The organism is Acinetobacter sp. NIOH-H-8 (assembly GCF_046635365.1).
Taxonomy (GTDB): Bacteria; Pseudomonadota; Gammaproteobacteria; order Pseudomonadales; family Moraxellaceae; genus Acinetobacter.
In genome coordinates this window covers 1-15,113 of sequence record NZ_JBHDVN010000060.1, presented here as the reverse complement: position 1 = coordinate 15,113, position 15,113 = coordinate 1, and the positions used below count along the sequence as shown (strand labels likewise).

Annotated in this window: 10 protein-coding genes and 1 pseudogene; 1 reads left to right on the top strand and 10 read right to left on the bottom strand. The window is 34.6% G+C overall.

What is annotated here, in order from left to right; genetic code table 11:
* Positions 1-303 precede the first annotated feature (303 nt).
* The 5 genes from mzaE to ACEWB7_RS15170 are packed head-to-tail and all read right to left on the bottom strand — an operon-like array spanning position 304 to position 9,747.
* Positions 304-2,094: an MZA anti-phage system associated AIPR family protein MzaE gene (mzaE, locus tag ACEWB7_RS15190; RefSeq protein WP_411580942.1), complete on the bottom strand. Its 1,791-nt coding sequence runs from the start codon at positions 2,092-2,094 to the stop codon at positions 304-306.
* The gene (locus tag ACEWB7_RS15185; RefSeq protein ID WP_411580941.1) at positions 2,081-3,103 is read right to left on the bottom strand and encodes a PD-(D/E)XK motif protein; all 1,023 of its coding nucleotides are present in this window, start codon (positions 3,101-3,103) and stop codon (positions 2,081-2,083) included. The genes mzaE and ACEWB7_RS15185 overlap by 14 nt, the downstream gene beginning before the upstream one ends.
* A complete protein-coding gene (locus ACEWB7_RS15180) occupies positions 3,087-5,954 on the bottom strand; it encodes a Z1 domain-containing protein (RefSeq protein ID WP_411580940.1) in 2,868 nt (955 codons plus the stop codon). Before ACEWB7_RS15180 ends, ACEWB7_RS15185 begins: the two co-directional genes overlap by 17 nt.
* A 27-nt stretch (positions 5,955-5,981) precedes the next feature.
* Positions 5,982-7,481 (bottom strand): ATP-binding protein, encoded by a 1,500-nt coding sequence (locus ACEWB7_RS15175; protein ID WP_411580939.1) that lies wholly within the window; start codon positions 7,479-7,481, stop codon positions 5,982-5,984.
* Positions 7,474-9,747: a sigma-70 family RNA polymerase sigma factor gene (locus tag ACEWB7_RS15170; RefSeq protein WP_411580938.1), complete on the bottom strand. Its 2,274-nt coding sequence runs from the start codon at positions 9,745-9,747 to the stop codon at positions 7,474-7,476. The genes ACEWB7_RS15175 and ACEWB7_RS15170 overlap by 8 nt, the downstream gene beginning before the upstream one ends.
* Before the next feature lie 270 nt (positions 9,748-10,017).
* Here ACEWB7_RS15170 and ACEWB7_RS15165 point away from each other — a divergent pair, with 270 nt between their 5' ends.
* On the top strand, positions 10,018-11,556 hold the full coding sequence (locus tag ACEWB7_RS15165) for a DNA cytosine methyltransferase (protein WP_411580937.1): 1,539 nt from the start codon (positions 10,018-10,020) through the stop codon (positions 11,554-11,556).
* A 76-nt stretch (positions 11,557-11,632) separates the two neighbouring features.
* On the opposite strand, the gene ACEWB7_RS15160 is transcribed toward ACEWB7_RS15165, so the two are convergent.
* From ACEWB7_RS15160 to ACEWB7_RS15140, 5 genes and pseudogenes are all read right to left on the bottom strand, one after another.
* Positions 11,633-12,079 carry a very short patch repair endonuclease gene (locus tag ACEWB7_RS15160; protein ID WP_411580936.1) on the bottom strand — a complete coding sequence of 149 codons (447 nt, stop codon included), beginning with the start codon at positions 12,077-12,079 and terminating at the stop codon, positions 11,633-11,635.
* Between the two features lie 114 nt (positions 12,080-12,193).
* Positions 12,194-13,234, bottom strand: a complete 1,041-nt coding sequence (locus ACEWB7_RS15155) for an HNH endonuclease (protein ID WP_411580935.1) — start codon at positions 13,232-13,234, stop codon at positions 12,194-12,196.
* Entirely contained in the window at positions 13,227-13,811 is a 585-nt protein-coding gene (locus ACEWB7_RS15150) for a class I SAM-dependent methyltransferase (RefSeq protein WP_411580934.1), read from the bottom strand. Before ACEWB7_RS15150 ends, ACEWB7_RS15155 begins: the two co-directional genes overlap by 8 nt.
* 50 nt (positions 13,812-13,861) lie before the next feature.
* Complete coding sequence (locus tag ACEWB7_RS15145) at positions 13,862-14,482, bottom strand: DUF6088 family protein (RefSeq protein ID WP_253170940.1); 621 nt, start codon at positions 14,480-14,482, stop codon at positions 13,862-13,864.
* Between the two features lie 446 nt (positions 14,483-14,928).
* Positions 14,929-15,113, bottom strand: a pseudogene (locus ACEWB7_RS15140) (IS30 family transposase); the annotation flags it as partial.

Genomic DNA, 15,113 nt, shown 5'->3' with positions numbered 1-15,113 from the left:
TTCACTAAAAACTGCTCGAGGTACACCAACCAAGCGCTGGAATTCAGAATCTGAAAAACGATTTAATTTCTGATATTTCATGAAATCTATATTGAGGCAGTTTTTACTTTCGCAAGAGGTCTAATAATTCATATATTAAATCAGAGATAATACTCGTAAAGTCAACTCCAAGAAATAAATGAGATGAAGTAGTATTTAACTTCAGACTGTTTAAAACCAATATTCCATAATTTTCTACATTCATCTCATAAAGATTGTCAAAAAGGGTAACTAAAGAATTTAAATTTAACTATTAAAATTAAGTTACTTTAGTTCCTCAATGTTAGGATTATTTTCTGAATACTCATATTGAGATAATAATTCCCAGCATTCATTTTTCTTCGCCCATTCAGAAATCATCCTTCCTTTGGCTGTTTCATGCAGGTATTTATTAACTTCCTCTGACCAAATCAGAATCTGTTTAACAAGTCCTTCAGAAAGCTTTTGATTTAACCAGATTTTTTGAAAGTTAATACGGCTTCCAATTTTTTGAGACACAATTGCTACTGTATATGCAGTTATATTAGCTTGGAAAGCAGGAAATTTTGACCTGATAACTTTCTGTGCGGTTTTGAATATAATAGTTTGTGCAATAATATTTTTATAATAGGTGACATCAAATTGTAACTGCTTATCCTCATCGGTCGACTGGATCATATTCATAAATGCAGTAAAGTTCTTTTGTCCCCCTAAACTCACCAGATCAGGCTTTTGCTCCCATGCACAAACATATTTGGCTAATTCAGTTTTAGTAATTTTTCTGCTAGTAGGTATAAGCTCCTGTATGCGTTTAATGCCAGCAGGAGTTTTGCCCTCACGCTCAAGCATTACTTTATAGCTACCCCCAGCTCTTTCATAGAACCATCGACTTACACCATCAGGGCAGTAAGTTGATAGTGCCAACTTTTCAAGATTAATATGATAAGGTTTATTCGCTGAGAGATCTGATTGCTTAACCGCATTTTGGCTATTCGCATAGCGTGAAATATCTGAAATCAGTTGCTCTTCTTCCAGAGGGTCTGTTTTTCTTAAAACAATGATTTTCGCAGGTACATGTACAGCTTTCAGGTTAACTGCTGGATTTTTTTTCTTGGTAAAGAACATGGAAGCTGTTGTTTGTCCTCCATTGACGATTTGCATTCCCTTTAACCAAGAGATACCAATGCCACCGTTTTCTAATCTACCTAAATGTGCTTCATCTGCAATAATTACCACACCATTGTTGTAAGCCATGAAACGTTCTGGCTGATCAATTAAAGTATCACGGATACCTTTATTTACTTTTCCTGTCTGACTTAAAAAAGATCTAACGTTTGCCTCTAGAATACGTGGTCCATACTTTTCATATACATATCTTAAAGCCTCTCCAGGAATTACAGTCATTGCATAATCATACTCTCCATGCTCATTTGGAACCCACACACATGGAAGTGGACTACCAGAAACTTGTTCAAAATTAACAATGAGTTCATCTCTAGGCTTACCTTCCTGTAGATGATTAAATAATCGCGAGATATCAATAACTTCAAGTTTTATTGTTTTACCTTGTATTTCTCTATTCTGAAATTGACGAGTTTTTGCCACCCTGTCTGTTAACACATAAATCCTGATCTGTTCAAATTGTGAATAACCTTCTTCTATTGTACGAACCAGTGGATATGCTTCATGAGACTCATCCATTTTTGAAGATAGCTTTTTTTCAACACAGTATTTGAGAAATCTCAAACAGCGTTCAGCTGCTGCTTTAATTTCTGAGTCAGGAATATTTTCTAGCTCGTTATTGCCACTATATTCAGTAACATATAGATCTAATTGGTCTGCTTCTTCAGAAATTGAGTAACCACTTAACCTAAGAATACCAATAGGATGTATTTGCGCGTGATAACGACAAACCTCAGGCTCGAATGTCATACCAATTTCGGACATGTGCTGAGTAACAATTTCAGTAAATATAACTTCTGCATATAAACCTTGTGGACCTGATTCTTCAGTACGCGTAGCTATTTCAGTTTGAACATCATTCTGAATATTTTTTAAAAAATCAATTAATTCCACTATTTCCAATTCCTAATTTTTGAAGGACTATACTTAAATCTATAGACTGGTTTATAAAGGGTGTTAAATCTATTTCATATTTAGCCTGTCTTATATTTACAGCAATATTTCCAGGTACTAATCGTGGAAATTTTTCATCCACTAGCCAAAAATATGAGTTTTCGACTTTAAATTTACGAGTGTAATTTTCTGCAGCGCTTTCTAGATACCCCACTCGTAGAAGTAAATTATTTAGCCGTGAAAGCTCCGATGGAAAGCCTATTAGTTGTTCCCGTATTAAATTTATACGTTCAACCAAGGTCAAACCTGTAGCATTAATAGAAAAACGATACCCATTTACAAACAATGGTGAAATCTGACTATCATCTAATTGTTCTAATGATCCAATTTTTGCGATAAAACCATTACTTGATAAAGTACTTTTAATTTCAATAGCGCCTGTACCTAACTCAAAGTCTTTAAGGCCATCTAAAGGTCCTATCCATGCATCTAACACATCACTTATTGGTATATTTGCTGAAATTAGACTCGATAATGTTTCTAACTCTCCAATTAAACCTAACTCAGCTTCTTGCGAAAGAGTTTCAACACCTTTTCTCATGAATGAAAGCCAAGCATTTATTCTATTGATGAATAACGATATTAATTGATTTTCATTTAGGGTTTCGTTCTGAATAATGGTATTACATACATCAACAGCCATCTTTGTAAATAGCTCTAAATCTCCATCAACCTGACGTATTAAAGCTAATCCTTTTTTAGAATCTTCATCTTTAAGTTGCTGAACTCTAAAGCCTTGGGCAACTGGTAACCTATTATTTGAAATTGAAATATTTGAATGATTAATTTCTAAAAAAATAGCTTGTTCATTTGTAGAGAGACTACAACCTGTAACAAGTAACCAGTTATTTTTATTATAAAGAGGGATGGTACTCCATCCCTCTTTATTCCCACTTGAAGATAATGCTCTCCAAGCTAGTTGAATTTGTTGATCAACTGGCAGGGCCATAGTAACTCTCCCATTCAATATTATTTACTTTGTATTCAACTTCTTCACTTAATTTACTGTAAGGAAAACTGCAAGCAAATCCAACAAATGGATGTAACCTTTGTACTTCAAAATTATTATTTTCTACGTCCTCTGGCAAATATATAATTAATAGTCCCTGGTCAGGTCGTCCCTTATTACCATTAACTCCATTACCACGAATATAACGACAATTTATACCACTAGGATTACTAACATTAACTGGTTTTCCAGGGTTTTCAGCTTTAAAGATTTCAATCGTCCTAATTAGGGCTGCATCCCATTCTTCATTACTTAAATCAAGAGCTTCGTCTGTTGGGGATAATAACCTACGAATAGCATATCGATCCTCATGTCGGCCATTGCTAGTACGTTGAGCTTTATGAAGTATTAAAGAATCTGATAGTTGTACAGGGTGATCTTTAATACTCCCCCCCATTAAAGCGATATTCCATGACGTTAGTTGCCCTGCCTCTGCCATTTTTTCAATAAAGCTTTTCAACATTTTGCTATTGGCTTTAATTGATTCTGGATGTGTTATGTATTGCTCTAAAAAGTCTAGAATATGTGTGTATGAGATACCTTCCCAATAAAAATTATTTGAGCTTAACTTGTGCGTATTCGTATGTTCACGTAAACGTAGTGGTTTAGTCTGAGGATGATCTAATAAATTAATTAAATGAGTTAAAGCTTCAAAATTATTTTTCAATACTTTTTCATCTTTCAAAAAACTTACTGTTTCACTAACAGTCCCGCTAAAAGACAATTTTAGAGTTTTCGCAGTACGCATTTTCAGAGGTGAGGTAACCATTAATACTGGATGAGACTTCACCTTAAGACCATAATCTCTCGGAGTTCCTCCACTTTCAACCATAAGGTTAAATTCTTCTCTCAACTCTAATGAAGCATCAGCAATATGTTCAAACCATTCAATAAGTTCTGAAGTAGTATATAGTCTGCACAGATCGAGATAACCTGTGCGATAACCAAACCAGCGTCCCATTTGCATTAATGTGTCATACATTTTTGAAGCACGTAAAAAATAACTGACGCAAAGCCCTTCTAATGTTAAGCCTCGAGCTAATTTATCCCCCCCGATTGCAATAACTTTCAACCCGCTAGCACTATCAGCGTAATCAAGAGCGTCTTTTGCTGTTCCATTAATTTTACGCACAATGACTTGCTCAATTACTTCTGGCAATAATTCTTTTACTTTTTCCCAAGAAGGCAACGATTCGACGCATAAGTCAGGCAGATCACTATTCATCTGTTTGTTTGTTGGAATGAAATCATTCTCCCATAACCTCTCTAGTCGATTTAATATTGCTTGATTATCAATACCTCGTATTAATCGTTGGCTAACATTTTTTATATATTCATCAACTTTTTTATGAACATGGTTTTGAACTAAGTTAAATCGCGTTACATGTATTAACATTGAACTGTGTTCAGCACCCTGCTTACGTGCTTGCCGTACCCCACAAGAAAGAATAAAAGCATCTATAGCTTCAACTAAAGATAATGGAATACCGAATTCTGAATCATGATAAGGTTCATGCTTACTATCATGTTTTATCGGCATCCATCCTGTTAAACCATCATTAGTATTATGGTCATCAATTTCATGGATTATAGGTAATTGAGCCTTACGTGAACCACTACCATCATTAAGTCCGAATATTCTTGAAGGACCTATATAGTTTGAAGGTGATGCTAAATTTAGAATAAATGATTCAGGAAATAAGTCTTTCCCTTCTTTCTTTGTTTCACCTCGCTCGTGAATAAAAATATTTGCAAACGGTGTTGCTGTATATCCTACATATGCTTTTCTTGAAAATAGCTGTAATAATTTTCTTATACGTCGATTGATTGCCTTTGGCTGATAATCTTCCTTAGCTTCACCTAACTCATCAAATATTTGCTCCCCTGTATCAACAGAGGCATGATCAGCTTCATCATCAATAACAAGTAACGGAAGATTAGTTACTATTTTAAGTCCAGTTTTCGGATCAATTGTATTTGCTGCATTGTCTAGAATCCATTTATGCAATCTTTTTAAAACTGTCTTATTTTTTTTTACTACAAATAGCCATGGTCTATGTTCTGGGGTAATACCAGTAACCTCTGCCAATTTTTTACTTAAATCTCCATTTTGTGTTCTATTAGTTACATAATTTGGCCTTAGAGCTCCAGAATCAATATTACCTACGCCAATAATTTTAATTTTTTCTGGATCAGGATGAGTTTCATAACCTAGAAATCCTTCATCCAAGCGCATCTGTGTTTGAGATCTTAGATTATTATGCATTCCAGCTAAAACAATAATAATCTTATAACCTGCGTCTGCAGCTTTACATATTAACCCTGTAAAGTTTCCTGTTTTCCCTGACTGAACATGGCCAACAACTAACCCTCTTCTATCCCAAGCATCTTTACGTGTAGGATCTTCCAGCAAACCTAAAATTTCGTCTGTAGATTTATCTAAAGCATTTAAACTAACCCAATCTAATTTTTTTTCTTGCCATTCTTTATAACGTTCCCAATATCTCCAGTCTTTTTTTCTTTCAGTAGTTAACCAAGCAACATGACCTATATTATTTATAAGAATACTATCTTGACCAATCCAAATACTATTACGACGAATTAACTCATCTATTACAAAATCATAATCCAGATTTTCTCTAAATTTTGCATATAATTTCATACTAAGAAGTGAATCCACTGTTTCAATAATTTTTTCTGGAGTAATAAGTGATTTATCTTCTTCACTTAACAGAAGTTCTTGAACAGTTTTAATTACCGTTTTTTCGTTCTTGTGATGCTCTGGATACATTTACATTTCTTCCTCAAATATTGAAATTTATTCAGACAATTCTTCAATTAAATTTCCATAACTGTTAAACGGCTCAGTCTTATGCAGACTTTTCTTTGCTTGTTCTGGTGTCATACCTTTTATTTGAATCATATTCCTGTATAAAGTGGTTAAGACTTCTAGAACCTCAGTAGATGGTTCACCAGAAAATCCTGTATGAGGTGCTTCCTTATTCTCTGCGGTATCTAACCATATACGTTGAACAGGTACTGTTTCTTCAATGACTCTCAGCATAGCTTTTAAATGAGGTAACAAGTTCCCAGCATTTTCAATTACCGAGCTAATAGCTGGGTGCTCAAGATCAATTTTATAACGCATACCACTAGCTGAATGTTCAGCCTTCCAGGCTTGCTTGACTTCGCTCTTATCAATCGTAGTTCTAGTAATTTGGCCACGAGAAATAAAAACTTTTCGCGCCCTATTTCTTGTATCTTCAGCATGACTAGCCAACCATTTGCGCAAATAGACTGGTGGTCGTGCAACAGCTTTTCGAATATCAATTTCCCACTCTTTATCCATTGTATTGGGGATATCAAGTCTTATTCTCACCAGCTTATGAATTTCATCCTTCACCCAAACTTTTCTTTGGGAATCTGAAGACTTAAGACCTAACCAGCTACCTGCCACTATTAACCGCTCATTGCGATAAACATAAAAACCCTGTTGAGCTATCCATCCATTTGGTCCTTCTGCTTCTTTCAGCTCTTTCGCAGTTAAACGATCTTTATGAGGTAATACGTGACATTCAATTTTAATCTTCGTATTTTTAAAAGGCTGAACTGGAGAATTCCAAGGTTTGGATGGGTGACCTGACAAAAAGGGATCCCACGGTTTAATAGCTTTACCATTTATTTGGATAGTAAGTTTTTCTTTATTTTCCAGATAACGGTGGAAGACCATAGATAAATGAGATTCGATCTGATCTATAAGATTTAACCAGTCATCAACAGTAAACTTTGAAGATATGATCCTATCCAGTTCTTCCCAAATTACCATTGTTCCATGACCAGAATCATTTAGATCTTTAGTCAAATCTTCAAGTTCTGGAAATGGACCTTCTAATAAATGCCATCCACCATCCTGCTGATTGGCCAAGACATCTAAATCCCATCTGAGGCTATGAGTTCCATCCTTACCACAAGATACGACAGTCAATTTTCTACATTGAGAAAACGATGCAGTTTTAAGCCCCAAACCAAAACGTCCAAGATCTTTAGCATCCCTTTGTTCTAATGGGCTTCTCCCCCCTAGTCTCATTGCCTTATCAATTTCTTCAGCATTCATGCCATTACCATTATCCCAAACAATGACACGACTCTTTTGACCATCCCAGTTAAAAAGTAGATCAATATTATTTGCCTCAGCACTAATACTGTTATCAATGATGTCCGCCAATGCAGTCGCTGTGTTATAACCCAATCCCCTTAAAGCTTCGATCATTGCACTTGCTTGTGGAGGGGCATTACGAGATTTAATATGGCTATGCATTGCTTACTTCCTTCGTACTCTCTTCTTCTTTCAGGTCTTCTTTTACAAACGTAATAAAAGGTTCCAGATATTTAGAACGTGAAATGTGTCTTAATTTGTTTAAAGCTTTTGCTTCGATTTGTCTGATACGTTCTCGGGTAACATTAAATTGGCTACCAACTTCTTCAAGAGTAAGATCATTATCATCTTTAAGACCAAATCTTAGTTCCAAGATTTTTGCTTGACGCTCGTCTAAGTCAGCCAGCTGTTTATAAATCGCCCTTCTTAAGTCAGCTGCCAAGATCACATCTTCAGGACCAGAAAACGGGCTAATTATTTCATTCTCTTTTAAATATTCATTTTCTTCATCTAAGATATCATCAAAAAATACTACGGCATGATTAGCACTTATTGCCTTTTTAACATTCAGCTCTGAACATCCTGCTTTATGTGCCAGTGATGAAATCGTAACTGGTAAACTTTCTGCTTCCAGAGCTTTCCTTGCATTTTCAACAGAACTGACTAATTCATACATATGTACAGGTAATCGAATCAATCGATTAGTATTAGCTATCGCTCTGGTAATTGATTGTTTTATCCACCAAGTTGCATATGTTGAAAATTTATAACCCAATTGATAATCATAACGATCAACTGCAGCTAATAGCCCTATGTTACCCTCCTGAATAAGATCCTCTAATGGCACACCGGACAACGCATATTTTTTTGCAAAATAATTTACTAACCTGAAATTTGCCTTAATTAATTTTTCACGAACTTTTTTATACTTGATAATAGGATGAATGATTTCTTTAGCATCAATACCAATAAAATCTTCTTCTACAATTCTTAATAATTTTTCTAAATTTTTAAGTTTAGGGCGTGGAATATATTGATTACTTTCATAAAATTTATGGTTTTCCCTTAACTGAACTACAACATCCCAAAAATTTAAAGTTTCATTATTTTCTTTTGTTTCTAAACTAATTTCGTTATCAATTTCACTTGTTTCATTATTTTTAATTTCACCACTAACTCCTATTTCCTCATCAACTTCACTTTCTTCAATAATCAGTTGATTTTCTTCTGTATTAGAGGAATTTTCAAATATATCTCCTACTGTTGACCAATAATGAGCAGGTAAATTAGCAATATTCTTGGCAAGGACCAATAAAGCAATATTCATTTGCAAGCCAATTCTTTCCTCCTCGTCTCGATCAATTAATTCAAATTTTTGGATTTGTGCAAAATAAATATTTAATGAAAAAAGATTGCCTTCTAGTTCATAATTCAAGTTAATTAAACTATCTTCAATAAGGCTATCTGATGGGTTAATACCACCCTCTTCATAATTAGTTTCGAAGGGCTTAAAGTCTTCTATTAAAATACCCAAATCACCAAACAGATTTAGAATGACTGGTAGCACTGTATCTATATATGCCTCACCAATATCAATCTTAAAAGCTTGTAATATTTGGCTATATGAAACCGTTCCTGTAGTTGTACTTTGAATTAACAAATCATATAAATGAGAAAATTTGTCTTTTATATTTATTATTCTTTGTTGACTAACAGGTAGATCAATTTCAATATCTGACCAATCAATCGTATCTATATCAAGAATTTGATGATTAACTATTTTAGTATAAATTGTTTCAGCTTCCACCAAGCAAGCTAAGTCATTCTCAGGAACCTCGATTTCTTCATCACCACACCAGTGGTCAGACGTATCTGAAGCCCAGCCCGCATCAAAAGATAAATCTTCATCTAACTCAAAATTAAAATCTACTAAGTGACTGTCAACATCCTGTATTAAATTTTGTTCCTTTTCTATTTCTTTACTATCTTCGAACTCAATAATTGTCTTCTTAAAACTAACTATTTCTTGCTCAATCTTAGATTCAGTAGATTGATTTATAATTTGATCAGTGATTGCTTCATTAGGAAGATTCGGCTCACTGGTAGCATTTGTTGTCTTATTTTGTACCTCCGATATAATTTCCTTTATTTTTTCAACACCACTTTCTTCTGCATAATCAATAGCCGACATTCCTTTTGAGTCGATCAATTCTAAAGAAGCTCCAGCTTCGATTAAATACTGAAAAATATCTGGTTGTTTGAAAATTGCAGCTAACATTAAAGATGAAAGACCTGCCGAATCTACAGCATTTAATAGGCCCCCTCTTTCAATCTGTAATCTCACAGCATCTAAAGCGCCAGCTTTAATAGCAACTTTTAGTAAAGGACTCAAAGGTTTAGTCTTATATGAGATTTTCATATTAATCATGGAAGGTTCAATCTAGACCGTTAATCAGTTTTAAATTCTAGTAATCTAGTTTCTTCTAAATTGTTACTAATATAACACCAAAAAAGTTGAAAAATAATTCAACCAAAAGGGAATTTTAGACTATTTAGTATAAAAATATACTGGAAGATTTTATTGAATGCTATTGAAGTCTCACAGACTTCATTTAATTTTATCTATCAAGTTTTTTAAGTCTTGTGTGATTGACAGGACCTGGTATTATGCATGTGTTTTTTAAGTTATCAGGCTACTATGAAAGATAATGATATTTTAGTAATTGATCTATTCTCAGGCCCAGGCGGACTCGGGGAAGGATTCGCCTCTTACATAGACGATAATAATAAGTATCCTTTTAAAATAGGCATGTCTGTTGAAAAAGATCCACACGCACATTTGACGCTAACAACCCGAGCTTTTTACAGACTAGCTAAGCAACATGGCTGTCTAGATAACTACTATCAATACCTGAATAGCAAAATTTCTAGGGATGATCTCTTTAAATCACATAAAGAAATTTATGAATTAGCTTCTCAGGAAACGTTAAAAGGACCTTCTGAATTAGGTAAAGATAACGAGCACATTCATGCCAGAGTAAAAGAGCTTACTGAAAATCATGCAGGACCTAAAATTTTAATTGGAGGTCCACCATGTCAAGCCTATAGTTTAGCTGGTCGTTCCAGAAATGCCGGCAATAAAAACTATGTTGCTGAAGAAGATCACCGCCATTTCCTTTACAAAGAATATTTAAAGGTTCTATCGATAGCAAAACCTGATGTTTTTGTTATGGAAAATGTCAGAGGAATTCTTACTGCAAAAGTTGAGAATCAACTCATATTTCCTCAAATTCTTAATGACCTACAAAACCCTTCAAAGATTACGGGATCAGAAACTTGTCCTTCATATCGAATATATTCCCTTGTTGAAAAAACTGATGATGCAGATAACTCTACTCCAGAAAAACTTAACTACCTGATTAAATCCGAAGAATTCGGGATTCCCCAAGCAAGACACCGCGTTATTCTAATAGGTGTAAGAGAAGATATTAAACAGATACCAGATATCTTGGATAAAAAGATTTATCCTAAAGTTACTGTTAAAGAAGCTATTGATGATTTACCTAAATTACGAAGCGGGTTATCAAAACAAGCTGATTCTTATTTCTCTTGGCAGCAGGTTGTTTCAAGAAATGCAGAAATATTAAGCAAATTAAATAATATCGGTGTTGATGTGAATCAAACAGATCTTCAACCATATGAAGATTTAAATAGAAAAGAGAGTGTTCATAAGTATAAATCATTAAATCAGATGCCAGATCATTTAAGCAAATGGATTCTTGATCCAGCACTAAATCTGGTACTCAATCATGAGACGAGAGGACATATGGAGTCAGATCTGCTCAGATATAGTTTTTGTGCATTGTATGGTGAACAAAGAGGATTCTCACCTAAAGCTGAGAATTTCCCTGCTGAACTTGCTCCCCAGCATCAGAACTGGAATTCAGGGTCTTATAATGACCGTTTTCGTGTTCAAGTTGCTAATAGGGAAGCTACAACCATAACAAGCCATATTTCAAAAGATGGTCATTATTTCATTCATTACGATCCAAAGCAGTGTAGAAGCCTTACTGTAAGAGAAGCAGCTAGATTACAAACCTTCCCGGACAATTATATATTTGAAGGAAATCGTACTAATCAGTATACGCAGGTCGGAAATGCTGTTCCTCCCTTTCTAGCACATCAGATCAGTGAAATTGTGTTTTCCTTGTTAAAAAAACATTATCATAATTTTTAAAAATTAAAGTTCGATGTTCAGTAATAATTAAGTGATCATCGGACTTTTTTTGTGACCACAAGTCCTAAAAGTAAACTTAAGCTATTTCAATAAAAGATCTTTCACTTGGTAACCATTCAGAAATAAGATCAATTACCGTATCTGGATCTTTGGTTGCTCCTCTAATACTACATTCCCATATAACAGCGACTTTCCAGTTATTCTCTAATAACAAATTTATTGATTTACTGTCATTCGCTTGGTTCCGCATTATTTTTTCCTGCCAGAATTCAGTTCTGGTAGCTGGTAATTTAAAAAGACGGCAATCCTTATGACCATGCCAAAAACATCCATTTACAAAAATAACAGCCTTATATTTAGGTAGAACGATATCTGGTTTACCAGGCAGATCCTTTACATGAAGACGAAAACGAAATCCTTTTTTATGTAGTAACCTGCGGATGAGTATCTCAGGTTTTGTATTCCGGCCTTTTATACCCGCCATCATACGACTTCGGGTAGAAACATCAACGATATCTACCATGCTTTATACTCAGCTATTCTGCTTTAACACTTTTGTCAGTTGATTAAATTCTTCTTAAACATGAATCAAATCTGTTTCATTAAAACAAATTTGGTCTTTAAATATAGTTAGGCTTTATGAATAACTGTGATATATGTGTATATCTTTACCGCCTGCCCACATCAAATACTCATTCTCTATCGCCTGTTTATATGCCCACTCAGCAACCCGATGTGAGCGCTGAATATCGGTTAAAAAACCTAATTGAGAAATTTCTCTCACTATAGTTTGATCATGTTTATAGTTCCTTTCCTGCCATTGATCCAGAAAACTGTGTGACGCCAGATAATTACTTTTTAGTGAATTGCACTTCTCATCTGCTAAAACGAAATTGTGCCCTGTATCGGCAGGATATAGAGACCAAGGAATGAAATGATCCACCGCATATCTGGTCTTCTTAAGGCTTCTTCCACAATAAAAACACTGGCATTGCTGGATCTCAGTCAGAAACTCTGCCACCTGTTTTAATTGATTACGATTAGGTGAAAACATGAAGTCATCCAAGTCAGGCAGACCATCTAATACAACGAGGTTTTGCCTGTTCAGTCTCACAAAATCAATCCATCGCTTTTGACATAGCTCTTCAATAATTTCACTGAATTGCCTCAAGCAATACATTACCTTGGGAAAAAGTTTTAGATATTGTCTGGAATCATCCAGATTATAAAGAAACTCAACAGTCTGACCTTTTAAATTCTGCAAATATACAACGGGCATCTGCTTAACTATTACTGCAATAGAACACTTGAGACGATTCCAATAAATCTGGTCTTTTCTTAAAGCTGCAAGGGTTTTAAATCTTTGTTGTGCCTGCTGGATCTCGGTAATAATTTTTGCCTGTTTTCCAGTACTTTGCTTGATTATAAAGGGTTCATATTGGTTAAACTGAAATGGCAGAGACTGTTTCCAGTAAAGATCAATAAATTTTTCAGCAATATCCAGATAGTCCAGCTGCAAGGCTGCACCAGTATCCTCTCCTTTTTCAATTGCCAGTCGGGTAATACTTATGAGCAAGGCAAACTTATAGGTTGAAGTAAAAGTGCCGGATTGCAGGATCTGCTGAATATGTTTTAAGAATTTCAGCTGTTCTTGGGGTGTAGGAACCAGATTAGTCATCTTTCTTCCAAAGCAGATTTAGCCACATTTCAGGTCGGTCAGGTCTTCTATCTTCAGTAAGCCACAGGTTTAAAAGCTGGATACCTGATATATGATGCAATAGTTCTTTCGCCTGTTCTTCATCTAAGTCAGCAAATACCCTGCCATCTTTTTGACGGTCTGTACTTCCATACTTGAAAGACATATAACAGACTCCCCCACGGCGTAAAGCTCTATAAATCCGTCTTACAACCTCTGGAAGCCTAGCACGCTCACAATGCAACAAAGAAGCGCATGCCCATATTCCGTCGTACATACCATGCTCATTCAAATCATAAAAACTTTGGTATCTGACAGGGATTCCTGTGAGCGCCGTAGCCTTTTCAACTAAAGCTTTTGAGTAATCCAATGCTTCAACCTGATAACCTTTATTCTTGAATGCCAAGGTATCCCGTCCTGAACCACAACCAAGATCAAGGATATGTCCATACTCTGGAATATTCTCTAAAAAAAGATAGTATAAACTCTCCATATCTACATCTAGAGTAGACTGAACAAATTGATCTGCATGTCTATCGTAATAATCTAAAGTGGCCATTTAATTGAAGTTATTGATATTAAAAATCTAAGAATAAATCAACTTTAATGCTATAAAGCAGTTTTTTCTACTTCTAAAATCAAGTTCTTCATCCATCCCGACTTTTTAGCTTCTAAAAATTTTTGAAAATCCTCCTCTCCTAATGAGTCCTTTAGTTTTTCTATTACTGCCGGATCAACAATTTGAGGACCCAAAAAATATAGTGCTGAAATAGCCCAGCCGGCTGGCTCATGTGCATACTGAAAAACATCCAGACAACGGGTGCGAATTAAACGAACAGTTTGCCCATAAAGTTTAATTTCCCTAGATCTTCCCGTTGTATAGAAAACATGAATAAGCGGCACCTGCATACTTAATCCTAGACGGTTTGCCGCTATGCCACCATGTTCCTGAAACCTGAGCGCCGTGGCTCTAGACAAGGTTTGCAGTACAGCAGCAATATCAGGTGATAAAGGTTTATTTTTAAATTGGCTTAATTTATTCCTTTCAACTTTATAATAAACTTTTGATAATATGGTATGTACTTCACCCGATAGGATAAATTTATTTAAAATCCTTTTTAATTCTTTGTTTTTTAATTCAACACCAAAATCTAGATTACAAAATAATTTACCAGCTTCAAACCTTAGATATTTTTCAATTATTAACTTTTCCTTATTACAACCACACATATTTTTAATTCTTAAAAATCAGATTTTATTCTAATTTTCAAAAATACAATATAAATAATAAATATAAGGGAGATCTATATTTTTTATTCTAAAGATAATCCAAAGTACAGAAGTTTTATCCATTTTTTATAGTGTAACGATCTGGCGATTATAGTGTAACACACGTATTTTTATAGTGTAACGAAATACCAATTATAGTGTAACGCTGCCCTTTTTATGGTGTAACGCATCATTTTTTATAGTGTAACGTACATATCTTTTATAGTGTAACACCCTATTTTTTATAGTGTAACGTACATATATTTTCAGTTTTTTATCGTGTAACGGTAGATATGTTTAATTTTTAATCAAAAAAATTAGTTAATCAGGTAAAATCGTTATAAAACCCTCAAAAAACACCTATAAGTTTGCAAACACACTTTTGGAGTGCTGCATAATGGGCGAATTCAAACATGAGGTGCGACAGTTTCAAAAGCCTTATGATAATCAACAAGCTGAGCAAATTTCTCTAATGGTGTAAGCCAATCTAACGCTTTTCTAGGACGAGTATTCAGTGACATGGCGACTTGATTTAAATAATGCTGATCTGCCTGATTTAAATCAATCCCTTTAGGTAAATATTGCCTAATTA